Origin of the sequence: Streptomonospora nanhaiensis (assembly GCF_026642255.1) — a bacterium.
GTDB classification, from domain to species: domain Bacteria; phylum Actinomycetota; class Actinomycetes; order Streptosporangiales; family Streptosporangiaceae; genus Nocardiopsis; species Nocardiopsis tropica.
Genome location: NZ_CP113264.1, coordinates 4,561,617 through 4,578,100 on the forward strand (window position 1 = coordinate 4,561,617; position 16,484 = coordinate 4,578,100).

At 74.2% G+C, this 16,484-nt stretch carries 13 protein-coding genes; 7 read left to right on the forward strand and 6 right to left on the reverse strand.

Annotation, left to right across the window (positions count from 1 at the left end):
- Positions 1-63 precede the first annotated feature (63 nt).
- Together OUQ99_RS19880 and lnt are read right to left on the reverse strand one after the other, a co-directional pair.
- Positions 64-648: an FxsA family protein gene (locus tag OUQ99_RS19880; RefSeq protein WP_267945292.1), complete on the reverse strand. Its 585-nt coding sequence runs from the start codon at positions 646-648 to the stop codon at positions 64-66.
- 154 nt (positions 649-802) lie between these two features.
- Entirely contained in the window at positions 803-2,485 is a 1,683-nt protein-coding gene (lnt, locus tag OUQ99_RS19885) for an apolipoprotein N-acyltransferase (RefSeq protein ID WP_378553808.1), read from the reverse strand.
- A 614-nt stretch (positions 2,486-3,099) separates the two neighbouring features.
- Here lnt and OUQ99_RS19890 point away from each other — a divergent pair.
- The gene (locus OUQ99_RS19890; protein WP_267945293.1) at positions 3,100-4,320 is read left to right on the forward strand and encodes an ABC transporter ATP-binding protein; all 1,221 of its coding nucleotides are present in this window, start codon (positions 3,100-3,102) and stop codon (positions 4,318-4,320) included.
- A 176-nt stretch (positions 4,321-4,496) separates the two neighbouring features.
- On the opposite strand, the gene OUQ99_RS19895 is transcribed toward OUQ99_RS19890, so the two are convergent.
- Positions 4,497-4,997, reverse strand: a complete 501-nt coding sequence (locus OUQ99_RS19895; protein ID WP_267945294.1) for a TspO/MBR family protein — start codon at positions 4,995-4,997, stop codon at positions 4,497-4,499.
- A gap of 218 nt (positions 4,998-5,215) precedes the next feature.
- On the opposite strand from OUQ99_RS19895, the gene OUQ99_RS19900 reads away from it, so the two are divergent.
- Positions 5,216-7,315 (forward strand): prolyl oligopeptidase family serine peptidase, encoded by a 2,100-nt coding sequence (locus tag OUQ99_RS19900; protein ID WP_267950426.1) that lies wholly within the window; start codon positions 5,216-5,218, stop codon positions 7,313-7,315.
- A 254-nt stretch (positions 7,316-7,569) separates the two neighbouring features.
- Positions 7,570-8,772 (forward strand): JmjC domain-containing protein, encoded by a 1,203-nt coding sequence (locus OUQ99_RS19905; protein WP_267945295.1) that lies wholly within the window; start codon positions 7,570-7,572, stop codon positions 8,770-8,772.
- Between the two features lie 18 nt (positions 8,773-8,790).
- On the opposite strand, the gene OUQ99_RS19910 is transcribed toward OUQ99_RS19905, so the two are convergent.
- Positions 8,791-9,615: a TetR/AcrR family transcriptional regulator gene (locus OUQ99_RS19910; RefSeq protein ID WP_267945296.1), complete on the reverse strand. Its 825-nt coding sequence runs from the start codon at positions 9,613-9,615 to the stop codon at positions 8,791-8,793.
- Between the two features lie 119 nt (positions 9,616-9,734).
- Here OUQ99_RS19910 and OUQ99_RS19915 point away from each other — a divergent pair, with 119 nt between their 5' ends.
- The 4 genes from OUQ99_RS19915 (at position 9,735) to OUQ99_RS19930 (ending at position 13,569) form a co-directional block, all read left to right on the forward strand.
- Positions 9,735-10,751 carry an ATP-binding cassette domain-containing protein gene (locus OUQ99_RS19915; RefSeq protein WP_267945297.1) on the forward strand — a complete coding sequence of 339 codons (1,017 nt, stop codon included), beginning with the start codon at positions 9,735-9,737 and terminating at the stop codon, positions 10,749-10,751.
- Positions 10,748-11,617 (forward strand): ABC transporter permease, encoded by an 870-nt coding sequence (locus OUQ99_RS19920; RefSeq protein WP_267945298.1) that lies wholly within the window; start codon positions 10,748-10,750, stop codon positions 11,615-11,617. The genes OUQ99_RS19915 and OUQ99_RS19920 overlap by 4 nt, the downstream gene beginning before the upstream one ends.
- A 68-nt stretch (positions 11,618-11,685) precedes the next feature.
- A complete protein-coding gene (locus OUQ99_RS19925; RefSeq protein WP_267945299.1) occupies positions 11,686-12,420 on the forward strand; it encodes a DUF2306 domain-containing protein in 735 nt (244 codons plus the stop codon).
- A 288-nt stretch (positions 12,421-12,708) separates the two neighbouring features.
- Positions 12,709-13,569 (forward strand): (2Fe-2S)-binding protein, encoded by an 861-nt coding sequence (locus OUQ99_RS19930; protein WP_267945300.1) that lies wholly within the window; start codon positions 12,709-12,711, stop codon positions 13,567-13,569.
- A 46-nt stretch (positions 13,570-13,615) separates the two neighbouring features.
- Here the strand turns inward: OUQ99_RS19930 and OUQ99_RS19935 are convergent, their stop codons facing one another.
- Positions 13,616-14,878 carry a DUF4352 domain-containing protein gene (locus tag OUQ99_RS19935; RefSeq protein ID WP_267945301.1) on the reverse strand — a complete coding sequence of 421 codons (1,263 nt, stop codon included), beginning with the start codon at positions 14,876-14,878 and terminating at the stop codon, positions 13,616-13,618.
- 142 nt (positions 14,879-15,020) lie between these two features.
- Complete coding sequence (locus tag OUQ99_RS19940) at positions 15,021-16,226, reverse strand: MFS transporter (RefSeq protein WP_431061532.1); 1,206 nt, start codon at positions 16,224-16,226, stop codon at positions 15,021-15,023.
- Positions 16,227-16,484: the final 258 nt, after the last annotated feature.

Here is a 16,484-nt window from a genome sequence, read left to right on the forward strand (position 1 = left end):
TGGGGCGATCCGCGGCGGGCCTCGTCGCTCCCGGGAGCGCGCCTGCCCCGGGAGGTGGATGGATCATCTGGGGGTGTCGTCGTCCCCGTCGGTGGGCTCGAACCGGCCCTGGATGACGCGTCCGCGGTCGGACGCGGGGGCGTCCCCCGCCGCGTCGGCGCCGGGGCGGCGGCCGAAGGGGGCGGCTCCGGGGCCTCCCCCGAAGGGGTCGCCCGCGCGTCCGCCCTGTCCGGGGACGCCGACGCCCTGCACGACGAACTCCTGGTTCACGCGGTCCTGCATCTTCCTCATCCGCCGCTGCGCCCATCCGGCGAACGCCCAGCGCAGCGCCGGCCGGGTGAACGGCAGGGCGAGCAGGAGTCCGAGCGCGGCGGTGATGAAGCCGGGGATGACGAGCAGGACGCCCCCCGCCATCAGCATGAGCGGGTCGAGCAGGCCGCCGCGCGGCGGCTCACCGGAGCGCATGGCCCTGTCGGCGTCCTGGAAGGCCTTGGTCCCGGCCCGACGCAGCACGGCCACGCCCAGGACCATCAGCGAGACCAGTGCCGCCAGTGTCCAGGGGACACCGATCCAGCCGCCCACCACGATCATCAGCCACACTTCGAGGAAGGGCAGCGCCATGAGCGCCAGCACTGTCAGCAGCGGCATGCGGAACCATCCTCAGGGTCGTCGGCCAACGGGTCCTCCCTTACAGGGGTGAACGCGCCCGGGGCCCTGATGGTTCCCCGACCGGGCCCGCTCATCCGCGGGCGAACGCGCCGGACGCCCCGGCGGGGCGCCCGGCGCGGGTTCCGTGGCGTCCTCAGGCCCGGCGGCGGCCGATCACGAGTGCGGCGGCGACCGCGGCCAGGCCGAGGGCGCTCAGGGCCGCCTCGGGGGCGGCGCCGAGCCGGGTGGCCACCGTGGTGCCGTCCATGGCGTCGAGCTCGGCCACGTGGATGTCGGGCTCGCCCTCGGGGGACCGGTAGACGACGCTGCCGTCGGGGTCCACCACGGCGCTGACGCCGCTGGTGGAGACGACCACCGCCGGGCGGCCGTGCTCGACCGCGCGCAGCTGGGTGATGGCGAGCTGCTGGTCGGACTGGCCGGTGAAGTTGTAGTTGGCGTTGTTGGTGGGGATGACGATGACCTGCCCGCCCGCGGCCACGGACTCGCGCACCGGCGGGTCGAAGGCGACGTCGAAGCAGATGCCGACGGCCAGCGTGGTGCCGGCCACGTCCAGGGCCCCGGGTTCGGTGCCCGGGACGGCGTCGGAACTGACCTGCTGCAGGCGGTCGACGAACCGCGTGAAGAAGTCGCGGTAGGGGACGTACTCGCCGAACGGCACCAGGTAGCGCTTGTCGTACAGCTCGCCCGGCCCGGTCTCCGGGTCCCAGACGACACTGCTGACGTAGCGGGTGCCGTCGTCGTTGAAGCGGCTCATGCCCCACAGCAGGGGGACGCCCGCGTCGGCCGCGGCGGCGTCGATGACCTCGCGGGCGACCGGGTCGCGGAAGGGGTCGATGTCGGTGGCGTTCTCGGGCAGCAGCACCATGTCCGGGCTCGGGTACTCCCCCTCGCGAACGGCGGCGGCGAGCTCGTGGACGCCGTCGGCGTGGTTGTTGAGCACCTGCATGCGCTCGCCGAGGATGGACATCTGGCCGACGTTGGGCACGTTGCCCTGGACCATGCCGACGGTGACGGTGTCGTCGACGGCGGGGCGGCCGATCGCGGGGGCCAGGGAGCCCCCGGCGACGATGACGGCGCAGGCGGCCAGTCCCGCGGCCGCGCCGATCCACCCGGTGCGGGCCGGTGGGGCGTCCGGCGCCGTTCCCCGCGCGACGGGGAGGGCGTGGGCCGCGCGCAGCACGCTCCACAGCAGCAGCCCGCCGGTGAGGGCGACGGCGAAGGAGACGAGCGCGGAGGAGCCCAGTGCGGCGTAGCCGACGAAGGGCGTGTCGGGCTGGGCGAAGGCGAGCTTGCCCCAGGGGAAGCCGCCCAGGGGCCAGCGGGCGCGCACGGCCTCCTGGGCCACCCACAGCGCCGCGGTCCAGAGCGGCCAGCCGGGCAGGCGCATGACGAGCGCCACACCCATGGCCATGGGGAGGAAGTAGACGGTCTCGGCGCCGGCGATGGCCAGCCACACGTCCACGCCGAAGATGTCCTGCCAGTGCACCAGCGGCACCATGAGGGTGCCTCCGGCGAGGGCGCCGATCCAGGCGGCGCGGCGCATGCGGGTCCCGGCGACGGCGAAGGCGAGCAGGGCCGCGCTGAGGGGGCCCAGCCACCACAGGCCGAAGGGCGGCAGGGCGAGCAGCTGTGCGAGGCCGGAGCCGACCGCGGCGAGTACGCGCCACAGCAGGTCGAGGCGTCCCCAGCGGTGTCCCGCCATCAGAGCGGAGGCGAGGGAGCGTCCCGGGTTCGCCGTCCGCTCCCGCCCCTCCGGTCCCGGCGAGGGTCTGTCGGAGCCGGGGGCGTCGCCCTGCTCGATGTGCTCGGCAACCACGTGGGGTGCTCGCTTTCCGCTGGCGGGTGAAGTGCTGGCGGTCAGCATATTGGGGGGACGCGGAAAAGGCCCGAGCCACCCTTCGGACCGGCTCCGTCCCGTCGGCGGCGAGCTCGGAAGACCGTTGTCTACTGGATGTCCGGGCCTTTTCCGGGTCCAACCCCCCGCCCGGTCGTGGTACTCCGCCCCTCACCCGATCCCAACTGCACCTGGCGCGTGATGCAGCGTCCGATCGGACGAGCGGGGGCCGCACAACCGGTCCGTCCAGTGCTGGACTGGTCGTTAGGTTACCCAGACTCCCCAACCGGATGCCTCAACCCGGCTGCCGTGTCGTGACCGCCGCTTCGAGCGCCTGGAGGGGAGATAGCGATGAACCGTCGGACAGGCTAACGCACCTGGGGCCGCCACGCCAGCTGGACCGGTGCCGTTTGTGTCTGACCGCAATCGGATCGACATCAGGCCAAGCCTGGACTTTTCGATCACGATCGTGTCTGATGTGATCAGTAAATCGGCCCGTTTCGATCAACTTCGGAAACACCGGGTCGGGTGACGCGGACCTTCGGCCACGAGATCCCCGTCACCCCCACCTCGAGCCCAGCGCGGGAGCTGAAACCATGGCGGAGATCGTCCTTGAGGGCGTTGACAAGATCTACGGCGGCGACGTCAAGGCCGTCGACGACCTGAACCTGAAGATCGAGGACGGCGAGTTCATGGTGCTCGTCGGCCCGTCCGGCTGCGGCAAGTCCACCGCGCTGCGCATGATCGCCGGCCTGGAGGAGATCTCCGCCGGCACCCTGGTCATCGGCGACGAGATCGTCAACGACCGCCCGCCGAAGGACCGCGACATCGCGATGGTCTTCCAGAACTACGCGCTCTACCCCCACATGAGCGTCGAGCAGAACCTGGCCTTCGGCCTGAAGCTGCGCAAGGTCGCCAAGCCCGAGATCGCCCGCCGCGTGCAGGAGGCGGCCGAGATGCTGGGCCTGGAGCCCTACCTCAAGCGCAAGCCGGGCGCGCTCTCCGGCGGTCAGCGCCAGCGCGTGGCCATGGGCCGCGCGATCGTGCGCGAGCCGCGCGCGTTCCTCATGGACGAGCCGCTGTCCAACCTGGACGCCAAGCTGCGCGTGCAGATGCGCGCCTCCCTCAACCAGCTCCACGAGCGCCTGGGCGTCACGACGGTCTACGTCACCCACGACCAGATCGAGGCCATGACCCTCGGCGACCGGGTCGCGGTGCTGCGCGACGGCCGGCTCCAGCAGGTCGACACCCCCAAGCGCCTGTTCGACTCCCCCGTCAACCTGTTCGTGGCCGGTTTCATCGGCTCGCCCGCGATGAACTTCGTCGACGCCGAGCTGACCGCCGACGGCAGCGGGGCGACCCTCACGTTCGCCGAGCACAAGCTGCCCGTCCCCGCGGCCGTCCTGGACGCCCGTCCGAAGCTGCGCGACTACCTGGGCCGCTCGGTCATCCTGGGCATCCGCCCCTCGGACTTCAACGACGCCGAGTTCGACGGCAACGGCGACCCCCGCATCGAGGTGACCGCGGGCGTCACCGAGGAGCTGGGCACCGAGATCAACATCATCTTCGGCGTCGACGCCCCGCCGGTGCGCCACGAGGACGCCACCGCGCTGGCCCGGGACGCCGCGGGCGACGACGAGGAGAGCGCCGAGGCCGCACTGCCCCTGGGCGGCGACCGCTCGCTCTTCACCGCCCGGGTGAGCCCCCGCAGCCAGGTGCGCCCCGGCAGCAAGGTCAGCCTGTCGGTGGACGTGAGCCAGCTGCACTTCTTCGACCAGGAGAGCGGTCTGGCCATCGGCCACCCCGACAACGCCTGAGCGGTCCCTCCGGCTCCGTGAGCCGTGGGTTCGGAGGGGGCGGGACCGGGGCCCCGAAGCCGCGGTCCCGCCCCTCCGGCCGGTCCGCCGCCCTCCGGGGCCCGGGGGCGGTTCCCCGCGCGACGCGGGGAGCCGCCCCGCCCCTGGTCACCGGGGCGGCGGGTGGCGGGCGGGGCTCAGTTCGCCACCGCGATCGCGAGGTTGAGGGCGGCGGCGAAGAGCACCCACAGCAGGTACGGCACGAGCAGCAGCGCCGCGGCGGTGCTGTGCCGGCGGCCCAGGGCGATCGCGGCGGCCACCGCCACGGCCAGGGCGGTGATGTCGGCGAGCGCCGCGGCGTACAGGCCCGCGCCGAAGAACAGCGGGGTCCACGCCGCGTTGAGCACGAGCTGGAGGGCGTAGACGGCGAAGAAGGCCGGAGCCCCCGCCGTCCCGGAGGCCCTCCACACCAGCCATCCGGCCAGCGCGATCACCACGTACAGCGCGGTCCAGACGGGGCCGAACAGCCAGGCGGGCGGCGCCCAGGCCGGCAGCTCCAGTCCCGCGTAGACCGCGCCCGACCCGCTCGCCGCCACCCCGCCCACGGCCGCCACCGCTGCGACGGCCGCGGCGAACCCCGCCGCCGCCAGGACGGACCGACCGAGCGGCGCCCCGCGCCGCTCCACCGTCTCCCCCATGCTCTCCTCCCGGTCCCGGGCGGTGTGCCCGTCGAGTCCGCGGGACGTGGCGTCCCGCGTCCGGGGTCCTACCCGTTCGGAGCCGCTCCGCCCACAAGGGACGCGAGCCCTCACACTTCCCCAAAAGGTGCATAAACCTGACCAGTCGGACATACTCATGTTCCTGTGGGTGAGGTAGCTGTTGCTTGACCGCCGACTCGGCCCACCTGAACCATGTGATGGTGCCCAACCGAGCCCCCGGAGCAGCCCTCGCCCCCGGCCCCGTCGTCGACACCCTGCACGGCCGCCGGGTGGCCGACCCCCACCGCTGGCTCGAGACCCCCGACTCCCCCGAGACCGCCCGCTGGCTCGACGAGCGCCGCCGCGAGTACGAGCGCGAGGCCGCCGCCTGGCCCCTGCGCGAGCACCTGGCCGAGCGGATCCGCTCCCTCGTGGCCACCGACCTGTGGAGCGTCCCAGCGCACCGGCCCGGCCGGGCCTTCGCCACCGTGCGCCCCGCCGGGAGCGAACACCCCCGCCTCGTCGTGCTGGAGGGGCCGGCGCCCCCGCGCACCGTCTACGACCCCGCGGCCGAGGACCCCACCGGACGCACCACCCTGGACGCCTGGGAACCCGGCCCCGGCGGCGACATGGTCGCCGTGCAGACCTCCCTCGGCGGCGTCGAGCGCGGGATCCTGCGGGTGCTCTCCACCGCCACCGGCGACCCGTGCGGACCGCAGGTGCCGGGGGTGCGCTACTCCCACGTCGCATGGGCCCCCGAGGGCGACCCCTCGTTCTTCTACGTGCGCCGCGACGGCGAGCGGGGGGTGCGCGGCGTCTGGCTGCGCCGCGTCCGCGACGGCGCGGAGACGCTCGTCCACGCCTGCACCGCCCCCGGCACCGTGCCCGGGGTCCGCGTCCTGGGCGGACGGTGGCTGCTGGTCACCGAGAGCCACGGCACCGGGCACCGCACCGACCTGTGGCTCGCCGACCTGTCCGGCGGCCGGACCGCACGGCCCGCGCCGAGACCCGTCCAGGTGGGCGAGGAGGGCGAGACCGAGGCCCGACTGGGCCCGGACGGCCTCCTGTACCTGCGCACCACCCTGGGAGCGCCCTGGAGGCGCATCTGCGCGGTCTCCCCGGAAGAACCCGGGGTGGAGCACTGGACCGAGGTGGTGGCGCAGGAGAGCGGCGCCACCCTGGACGCGTTCGCGGTCCTGGCCCGCTCCCCCGGCGAAGGGGCCGGCGCCCCGGCGCTGTTCGTGTCGCGCACCCGCCTGGGGATCAGCGAGGCCTCCGTCCACGACGCCCGCACCGGCGCGCTCCTGCACCCCGTGGACCTGCCGGGCGAGGGCATGGTCTCCACCCCCGAGACCGCCCCCGACGGATCGGTGTACCTGGCGTACGCGGACGTGGCCGCCCAGCAGAGGATCCTGCGCCTGCCGCCCGGGGAGCGGCGGCCCGGCCCCTGGCCCCCGGGCGCCCCGGACGCCCCGCCCTCCCCCGCCGTGGAGCGCACCGTGCTGTGGTGCGGCTCCGAGGACGGCACGAGGGTCCCCGTCACGGTGTTCGGCGCGGCGGGCGCCGGTGCGCCCGATCCCTCCGGTCCCGCCCCGACCATCCTGCACGCCTACGGGGGCTTCGGCCGCCCGCGCCAGTTCGGGTTCAGCGCCACGGTGCTGGCCTGGCTGCTCGCCGGGGGGCGGTACGCCGTCGCCCACGTGCGCGGGGGCGGCGACGCCGGCCGCGCGTGGCACCTGGCCGGATCCGGCCGCGCCAAACCCCGCGCCGTCGAGGACCTGGTGGCCTCCGCCGACGCCCTGGTCGCGGCGGGGCTGTGCACGCGGGACCGGCTGTGCCTGTCCGGCGGATCGGCGGGCGGTCTGCTCGTCCTGGCCGCGGCGACCGCCCGTCCCGACCTGTGCGGGGCCGTGATCGCCTCGGCTCCGCTCGCGGACATGGCCCGGTTCGAGCGGATGGGCCTGGGCCGGATGTGGACGCGGGAGTTCGGCACCGTTGCCGACCCGGACGACTTCGCCGCCCTGATGTCCTACTCCCCCTACCACCGGGCCCTGGAGGCCGCCGCGCGCACGCCGCGGCCGGACTTCCCGGACGTCCTGCTCACCGGCTTCCACGGCGACACCCGCACCGACGCCGCCCACCCGCGCAAGATGTGCGCGGCGCTCCTGGCGGCCGCGCGGGACGGGGCGCGCCCACCGGTCCTGCTCCGGTACGAACGCGACGTCGGGCACGGCCCGCGCGCGGTCGGCCGGGCGGTGGGACTGGCCGCCGACGCGCACGCGTTCGCGGCCCACCGAACGGGGCTGTCCCCGCGCTGACGCGCGCGGGCGGCCCTGGACAGAGGAAACAGCACGAGAAGCACACAGAAAGCGAGGTGCGGTGCGTATGGACCCCATCGAGGTCGAGATCGAGGACCTGGCCGACGTGACGTCGCGCGACATCACCGCGGGCGGCGACAGCGACGGTACCGACTCCAGTTCCGACTTCATCTGATCTCGGGACCGGGGCGCCGCCCGGCCCGGTCGCCCGGGCCGGGCGGCGCCCCCTCCCCCTTGTACGGAAAGGACGACCCGTGACCGACCCCGGCCACCTGTTCACCCGGACGCTGTGCGACATCGTGGGGCGGGAGGCCCTCACCACACGCCTGTCGGAGGAGTTCGTCTTCGCCGACCTGGGGGCGGAGGCGGTGCGCTCGCTGCTGACCTTCGACGACCTCAACGGGCTGCTGGCCGCGTGCTCGCCGGAACCGCCGAGACTGCGCCTGCACCGCGACGGGTCTCCCGTCCCGGTCGACCGCTACACCGAGACGGCGACCGCCTCGCGGACCGAGCGCCGGGTGGTGCGCCCCGAGGCGCTCTACCGGGAACTGCGCGCGGGGGCGAGCCTGGTCCTGGACGGGGTCGACAGGATGCACCCGCCCGTGGGGGCGGCGGCCGACGACCTGATGCGGCTCGTACGCGAGCGCGCGCAGGCCAACCTGTACCTGATCTGGGGCGAGTCGCGCGGCTTCGACACCCACTGGGACGACCACGACACCGTGATCGTGCAGGTGGAGGGCACCAAGCACTGGCAGGTGCACGGCCCCGGTTCGCGCCCCTTCCCGATGAAGAACGACCTGGAGCACGACCACGAGCCCCCCCGCGACGCCGACGGCGGGCTGCACCTGGTGTGGGAGGGGGTCCTGCGCCCCGGCCAGGTGATCCACGTGCCGCGCGGCTGGTGGCACACCGTGACCGGGACGGGCGACGTGAGCATGCACCTGACCTTCGGGTTCACCCGCGCGACCGGGGTGGACTGGGCGGACGCCCTGGTGCGGCGGCTGTTCGCAGAGGAGGGGTTCCGGCGGGACCTGCCCCGCTTCTGCGACCCCGACGTGCGGCGCAAGCACCAGCACGAGCTGGCGGCGCGGCTGGTGGAGCTGGCCGAGGAGTGGGGCGTGGACGACTTCCTGGCCGAGCGGGACGCCCGGTTCCCGCGCCGGACGTCGTTCTCGCTCCCGTGGCCCGTCCAGGAGGGGGCTCCGCCGGAGGACGCCCGGGTGGAGTTCGTGCCGATCCTGCCTCCGCCGCTCGTCCGCGAGGACGGGCGGGTCGCGGTGTCGGTGAGCGGGCGGCGGTACCGGTTCCCCGCCGAGGTGGAGCCGGTCCTGGCGGTGCTGGCGCAGGAGCGCTCGCTCACGGTGGGCGCGCTGGCCGACCGCGCGGGGGTGGCCCCGGAGCGGGCCGCGGAGATCGTGGCGGTGCTGGCCAGGCACCACCTGGTGCTGGTGCGCTGACCGGTCGCGGGAGCGCGGCTAGCGGGCGGGGGCGTCCCCGCCCCCGCCCTCCCGCTCGGCGCGCAGTCGCCCGACGTGGACCTCGATGCCGTCCAGGACGCGGTGGAGGGAGAAGTCGAACTCCTCCGCGGGGCCGCCGAGCCGGTCCGGACGCCCCGGTGGCGGCTCCTCCTCCAGCACCGCGCTCTCCAGCATCATCGCGATCGTGGGGAACTCCTCGCGGGTGACGACCTTGCGCAGGCCCACGCTGTAGTCGCGCTCGGCCTCGGCCATCGTGCTCCCCGCCTCCCTCGCCGCGCGCGCCATGTCCGCCTCCAGGCGGAGCGTGTCGCGCAGCAGGGAGGAGAGCATCGAGAGCATCTGGAGCGCGCCCCCCACGTCGAGCCCCGAGCGGACGACCTCGCGCAGGCCCGCCTCCATCCAGCGAAGGCCGTTGGGCCCGACGGGCGGCCCGCTGAGCGGGAGCTGGATCGCCCAGGGGTGGCGGCGGTACACCTCCATCACCTCGTGGACCCACTCCTCGACCCCGGCCCGCCACCCCCGGTCCGGACGCGGCGCGGGCGGCGTCCCCTCCATGGCCCGGTCGCTCATGAGGACGAGCATGTCCTCCTTGCTGTCCACATGCCGGTAGAGGGACATCGTGGTGTAGCCGAGCTCCTTGGCGACCCGCTGCATGGAGACGGCCTCCAGGCCCTCCGCGTCCGCGACGGCGACGGCGGCGTCGACGACGGCCTCCCGGCTGAGCTTGGGCCGGGGCCCGCGTCTGGGGGCGGGCCGGTCCAGTCCCCACAGGAGGTCCACCTCCCGCGTCGTCCGGCTCGTCGGCTGCTGCTCGGTCGTCATACCCCACCAGTCGTCGGCTGCGCCCCTTCGGCTTCCAGGTCGCGTTGACACCCATCCTAAAACTGTGTATCTATTACACTAATACGTGTATGAGATAAACAGTTGAGAGGGCGCACGCCATGACCCACCCGACCCCGGCCATCAGTGCCCGGGGGCTCCGCAAGCGCTACGGCTCCACCCGGGCCCTGGACGGCGTCGACCTGACGGTCCCGCCCGGGACCGTCCTCGGCCTGCTCGGGCCCAACGGCGCCGGCAAGACCACCGTCGTGCGCACCCTGGCCACGCTGCTGCGCCCCGACGCCGGGCACGCCCTCGTCGCGGGGTACGACGTGGTCGCCCAGGCCGACCTGGTCCGCACCAGGATCGGCCTGACCGGCCAGTACGCGTCGGTGGACGAACTCCTCACCGGCCGCGAGAACCTCGTCATGTTCAGCCGCCTGTACGGGTTCGGCCCCCGCGAGGCCGCGGACCGCGCCGAGGCCCTCCTGGAGCGCTTCGACCTGGTCGGGGCCGCCGACCGGCGCGCCGACGGCTACTCCGGCGGCATGCGCCGCCGCCTCGACCTGGCCGTGAGCCTCGTCCAGGGGCCCGCCGTGCTGTTCCTGGACGAGCCCACCACGGGGCTCGACCCGCGCAGCCGCCTCCAGGTCTGGGACTCGGTCCGCGCCCTGGCGGCCTCCGGCACGACCGTGCTCCTCACCACCCAGTACATGGAGGAGGCGGACCGGCTCGCCGACTCCGTCGCCGTGCTCGACCGCGGCCGGGTCATCGCCGAGGGCACGCCCGACTCCCTCAAGACCAGGGCGGGCGGCGACCGCGTCGACGTGATCGTCCGCGACCCCGCCGACCTGGAGGCCGCCGCCGAACTCCTGCGCTCCGCCGTCCCCGGGGCGGTCGGCGTCCACCGCCGTGAGCAGCGCGTCAGCGTCCCCGCCGGGGACCGCATGGCCGTGCTGACCGCGGTGGTCCGCGCGCTGGACGGCTCGGGCCTGCGGGTGGAGGACGTCGGCGTGCGCCGCCCCAGCCTGGACGAGGTCTTCCTCGCCCTCACCGGGGAGCCCGCCGCCGACCGCTCCGGCGGGGGCTCCGGGAACCCGGCAGCCTCCGACAACACCCTCCGGAAGGAGTACCGATGACCGCCGCCGGCCTCGGAACCACGCCCCGCCCGACACCGCCCGGGGACGGCCCGCCCCGCCCGCCGGGCGCCCTCCGCGGGTGGCGCAAGGCGCTCTCCGACACCCTGGTCCTGACCCGCCGCAACCTCCTGCACATGGCGCGCGACCCCTTCGAGCCGGCCATCGCGATCACCATGCCGGTCATGATGGTCCTGCTCTTCGGCTACGTGTTCGGGGACGTGATGGCACCGCCGGGGACGGACGGCTACCGGGCGTTCCTGGTCCCGGCGATGGTCGCGATGGTCATGGTCTACGGCGTCGGCGGCACCGCCTCCGGCATCGCCCGCGACACCGACCGCGACGTGATGAGCCGCTTCCGCACGCTCCCCATGTCCCCGGTGGCCGTGCTGGGCGCCCGCGTCCTGACCGACATGGCCCGTGCGGGCGCCGAGGTGGCCGTGCTGCTCCTCGTCGGGCTGGCGATGGGCTGGCGCGCCGAGGACGGCCCCGGGGGCGCCGCCGCCGCGATCGGGGTGCTCCTGCTCTTCCGGCTGGCCCTGGTGTGGCTGGGGGTGCTCATGGGGCTTCTGCTTCCCACTCCCGACGCGGTGAGCATGGTCGTCTACCCGCTGGTCTTCCCGGTCACCATGCTCTCGACGAGCTTCATCCCCTCCTCGGCGATGCCGTCCTGGCTGGCCCCGGTGTCCGAGTGGAACCCGCTCTCGGCGGTGGTCACCGCCACCCGCGACCTGTTCGGGAACCCGTCGCTGCCCTCCGACGCCTGGCCTTCGGAGAACGCCCTCCTGCTGGCGCTGGCCGTCCCGGTCCTCGCCGTCGCCGTGGCCGCGCCCCTGGCCGTGCGGCGCTTCCGGCGGCTCAGCCGCTGACCCGGTCCCGCCGCGCCACCGCGAGCCCTGCCCCGCTCCTCGCCCCCTCACGACAGAGGAGAAGACCCATGACCACCTTCACCGCGGAGCCCCCCGGAACGGGCGCCGGCCGTAAGCGGCCCGCCGCGCGCTGGTGGGAGCGCCCCTGGATCGCACCGCTGGCCCTGCTCTGCGGGACCTTCGCCGCGTTCTCCGTCCCGCCCTACGCGCGACTGGACCCCGCGACCGCGCCCATACCGATCTGGGAGGAACCCGGCTGGTACTACCCGATGCTGCTGACGCACATCTTCGGCGGCACCGTGCTCATGGCACTGGTGACCCTCCAGGTGTGGCCCTGGCTGCGCCTGGCGTACCCCGCCGTGCACCGGTGGAGCGGGCGCGCCTACGTCGTGTTCGGCATCCCCTTCGTCGGGGTGCCGGCCCTGCTCATCGCGCCGTACAGCCACGGCGGGACCTCGGTCGCCCTCATCAACACCGTGTGGGCCCTCTCGTGGCTGGCCTTCACCGCCATCGGCTACACGATGGCCCGCCGGCGCCGGTACGGCGTGCACCGGGAGTGGATGCTGCGCAGCTTCGCGCTGATCCTGTCCATCCCCCTCGCCAGGGTGAGCGTGCCCCTGCTGATGCTCGCCGTACTGCCCCGCCTGGAGTCGGGTTACGGCGGTGACATGGAGGCGCTGATCCTGGACATCGCCCCGGGCGCGGCGTTCCTCAACACCGTGCTCCCCCTGCTGTTCGTGGAGTGGTGGCTCAAGTACCGCCGCCCCCGCGGACGCGGGGCACGCGCCCCGAGGACGGCGTGATCCGGTGCGGGGCCGCGGTGGCGACGGCGCTGCCGCGGCTCCGCACCGCACATCCCGGACACCCGGAACAGCGGACAAAAGACAAAAACGCACCAGATTTCGAGCGAACCGGACTTTCCGACCGCGCTTCGGGGAAGGATCCGGGTCACCCCGACGTTCATTGCGACATCACCACTCGTTAGGGTAGCCTCACTTAAGAGACGCAGATGTACCCGTACCCCCGGGGTGTGAACTGCGACAACGCACCCCCGGACACGACGGCATCAGCGACGAAGGGCAGGTTCCGCGGTGACTCCAGACCCGCTCGACACGCTCCGCGACGCCTGCGCGGGGCTCAGGTTCGCGCCTCTGCCCGCCCTCCTCCCCCTCGACGACCTGCACTCCCACACGGTCGGCGGCGTGCACTGGTACCGGTCCGACTCCCTGGCGTCGGAGGGCTGGGTGCCGGTCCTGTTCGACAAGCTGCAGACCGAGCACGGTCCCGGGCACCGGCTCCCGGCAGCCACCAACTTCCTCCGGGTCACCCTGCGCGAGCCCATCTTCCTGGTCTCCGCCTCCCTGTACCTGACCGGGCGCGCGCCGGTCCTGTCCCCGGACCGCCTGTACCTGCCCTGGGACACCGTCCAGGCGCGGTTCCGCACCCCCGCGTCGGTCGACACCCGATTGGCCGTGCTGCCGGACGACCCGGCCGCGGGCCGTCCCGGGACGGTGGCCGCCCGGAACGAGGACGACCAGCTGCGCCTGGCCGCCGAGGGCCTGTTCGCCACCTTCTCGCCCCTGGTCGAGGCCCTGCACGCGCACTCGCGCGCGGGCAGGCGCACCCTGTGGGGGTGGGTGCTCGACACCCTGCACTTCTACATGCTCAACCCGGCCCGGTACCTGGGCCGCGACGCGGAGGAGGCCTGGGGACTGGCCACCCGGCTGGCGGACGCCGTGGTCGAGGCGGGCGCCGTGACCCGCAAACGGCCCCGCCTGTTCCCCTTCGCCCCGGAGAACCCGCGCGGGACCTGGGCCGTACGGGGCACCTGCTGCTTCGACTACAAGGGCGACCCCGAGCACGGCTACTGCACCACCTGCCCCCTCAAGTGCGACGGCGAGCGCCAGGAGGCCCTGTCCGAGTGGCTGCGCGACCCCGCCCTGGCCCCCTGACGCACGCCTGCGCACAGCCCGGGGTCCTGTGCCCCCGCCACCGGCCTCAGGTGACCGGCGCCTCGACCGGGCCGCTGTAGAAGGGCTCGAAGACGACGCGCGCCGCGTCCACCCGGCCCTCGACCGTGATCGCCCCGGACGTGGTCTGTCCCGGGGCGAGGGTCTGCGCGCCGAGCTCGTTGGCGTCCATGCCGATGGCCTCGCTGGTGCTGTGGACGGAGCCCTCCTCGTCCACGATGCTGAAGTAGAGCGGGTTGACGTCCAGCTGTTCCTCGCCGGAGTTGGTGACCGAGACGGCGACGCTCGTGTAGACGCCCTCGGCGTAGAGCGGACTGGGCTCGAAGTCGGTCTCGCCGGCGGTGACCTCCGCGCCCCGGGTCTCGGTCAGCCCCTCGTCCCCGGGGGCCCGCTCCCCGGACCCTTCCGTGGCCCGGTCGCCGACGCCCGCCGAGATCAGCGCGATGGCCGTGCACCCGCCGCCGAGGAGGAGCAGGAGCAGCAGGACGCCGCAGCCGATCCCGATGATCTTGCCCCAGGGCGTGGGTCTGGTCTCCGGCGGTCCGTAACCGCCCTGGGGCGGGTAGGTGTAGCCGGGCTGCGGCTGCCAGCCCTGGCCGTAGGCGGGTCCCTGACCGTAGCCCGGCGGGCCGTATCCGGGCGGCTGTCCCGGGCCGTACCCGGGCCCCTGCCCGTAGCCCTGTCCGGGGTCGTGGTGGGCCGCGTACCCGGAGTCCGACGCGAACCCGGGCCCCTGGCCGGACGGGTAGCCGCCCGCCTCGCCGTAACCGGGTCCCTGGCCGGAGCTCCGGTCCCCGGGGAGCGGGCCTCCGTCCGGGGCCCCTCCCGCGCCGGCCTCCGAGGTGTCCGTCTCACCGTAGCCGGGCGGGTACCCCTCGTGCTCGTAGCCCGCCTGCGCGGGCCCGTTGGGTCCCTCGGAGAGTTCACCGGCGCCCGGCGCGGACGATCCGCCGGCGGGGGTCTCCCCCGGTGCGCCGTCCTCCTGCGGGTGGTCGCCGTAGGGCTGCTCCCGGTAGGGGTGCGCTCCGAAGGGCCGGTCCCGGCCGGGGAGCCCGCCCGGGGGCGGGTCCTGGGAGGTGTACCCCTCTCCTTCCCCGCCCGGAGGGGGCTGCCGCATGTGCGGATCGTGGTGGGGGAACTCGTGCGGCGGTTCGCCGGGAGGCTGCCGGCCGCCCTCGACCGGGTCCCCGGGGTCCCCGGGCCTCCACTCCTCCGGCGGGTGGTGGTTCACCGGGTCGGGACGCGGTTCCGACGCTTCCCCCGCCCCGTCCTCGGGCTCTCGACCGGTCACTGAGAACACCCCCTGTCAGCGGAATCCGCCCACCGAGGCCGGTAGGCGCCCCAAAACTGCACGGTAACCGCGGTCCGGGGACTCGTAGGACAGCTGCGGGGGCGTTTCCGGTAAAGGTCCGGATGTTTTTACGGGGCCCGGTTCACGGCGTCCGCGGGGTGCTTCGGGAACGGGACGCCAGGGCGCGCACCGCGAGCACGAACACGGGCAGGGTGAACAGCGCCGCGAACAGGTTGAGTCCGCCGAACCCCGCCTGGGCCAGCACCACACCGGACAGCGCTCCCGCCGCGGCGCCGCCCAGGTTCATGGTGAGGTCGCTGACCCCCTGCACCCGCGGGCGCACGTCCGCCGACAGCGACTCGGCCAGCAGGGCCGTCCCCGCCACCAGACCGAAGGACCAGCCCAGCCCCAGGAGCACCAGCCCCGTCGTCACGAGCACCTCGTCGTGACCGGCCGTCCCGGACACCGCGGTCGCGACCAGCAGGATCACCTGGCCGGTGAGGAGCACCGGGACCCGGCCGAACCGGTCGGTGAGCCAGCCCACCACCGGCGACAGGCCGTACATGCCGGCGATGTGCAGGGAGATGGTCAGGCCGATGACGGTCAGCGCGGCGCCGTGGTGCGACATGTGCACGGGCGTCATCGTCATGACCGCGACCATCACCGTGTGGCTGGCGACGATGCCCACGATCGCGAGGAGGGCTCCTGGGCTGCGTCCGACGACGCGCAGGGCTCCGGGCACGGACAGCCGTACACCGGCGGGGGCTCCGCTGCGGGCCAGCTCGGTGGTGGCCGTGCGCAGGGGGTCGGGGCGCAGCAGGGCGAAGATCAGGACCGCCCCCAGGACGAACCCGGTGGTGGTGAAGACCACGGGGCCGAGCAGCTCGGGGAGGCCGAGGAGGGCGGCGACCCTCCCGCTGGGGCCGATGAGGTTGGGGCCCGCCACCGAGCCGACGGTGGTCGCCCACACCACGACGGACAGGTCGCGGCCGCGCGTGGCCTCGGACGCCAGGTCCGCGGCCGCGTGCCTGGACTGGAGGTTGGTCGCGGTCCCCGCTCCGACGAGCACCATCCCGAGGAGGAAGAGGGCGAACGACTCCAGGACGGTGGCGGCGATGACGGTGGTTCCGCCGAAGGCGCCGAGCGTCCAGCCCAGCGCCAGGCCGGGACGGCGTCCCCGGCGGGCGGCCAGTGACGCCAGCGGCAGGGCGAACACGGCGGCGCCCAGGGTGATCATGGTGGTGGCCATACCGGACCAGGTGTCCGAGCCGGACAGGTCGAGCGCGATGAGCGCGCCCACGGCGAGCATGGCGCCCATGCCGATGCCGCCGACCACCTGGGCGAGCATGAGGACGAGGACGGTGCGGCGCTGGATGCGGGCGCGCGCCTCCTCGGGGAGGGCCTCCCCGACATGAGCGTTTTCTGTCGACACGAGGCCTGCTCTCCGATTCGTCCTATCTACGGAGGAATCGTAACCGGCCGCTCAGGGGGGCGGACGCGTCGGGTCCCCGCCCCACGGGGGCGGTCCCCGCCCCGTGAACTGCGGCGGCGGACCCGCTCCCCCCGGACAGCCGACAGGACGCCCCCGTCCCCGGACAGGACAGGG

Bases quoted from the DNA above. Each gene is read 5' to 3' on its own strand.
- OUQ99_RS19880 (WP_267945292.1), bottom strand. From the start codon at position 648: ATGCCGCTGCTGACAGTGCTGGCGCTCATGGCGCTGCCCTTCCTCGAA.
- OUQ99_RS19890 (WP_267945293.1), top strand. From the start codon at position 3,100: ATGGCGGAGATCGTCCTTGAGGGCGTTGACAAGATCTACGGCGGCGAC.
- OUQ99_RS19895 (WP_267945294.1), bottom strand. From the start codon at position 4,997: ATGGGGGAGACGGTGGAGCGGCGCGGGGCGCCGCTCGGTCGGTCCGTC.
- OUQ99_RS19900 (WP_267950426.1), top strand. From the start codon at position 5,216: ATGGTGCCCAACCGAGCCCCCGGAGCAGCCCTCGCCCCCGGCCCCGTC.
- OUQ99_RS19910 (WP_267945296.1), bottom strand. From the start codon at position 9,615: ATGACGACCGAGCAGCAGCCGACGAGCCGGACGACGCGGGAGGTGGAC.
- OUQ99_RS19915 (WP_267945297.1), top strand. From the start codon at position 9,735: ATGACCCACCCGACCCCGGCCATCAGTGCCCGGGGGCTCCGCAAGCGC.
- OUQ99_RS19920 (WP_267945298.1), top strand. From the start codon at position 10,748: ATGACCGCCGCCGGCCTCGGAACCACGCCCCGCCCGACACCGCCCGGG.
- OUQ99_RS19925 (WP_267945299.1), top strand. From the start codon at position 11,686: ATGACCACCTTCACCGCGGAGCCCCCCGGAACGGGCGCCGGCCGTAAG.
- OUQ99_RS19940 (WP_431061532.1), bottom strand. From the start codon at position 16,226: ATGCTCGCCCAGGTGGTCGGCGGCATCGGCATGGGCGCCATGCTCGCC.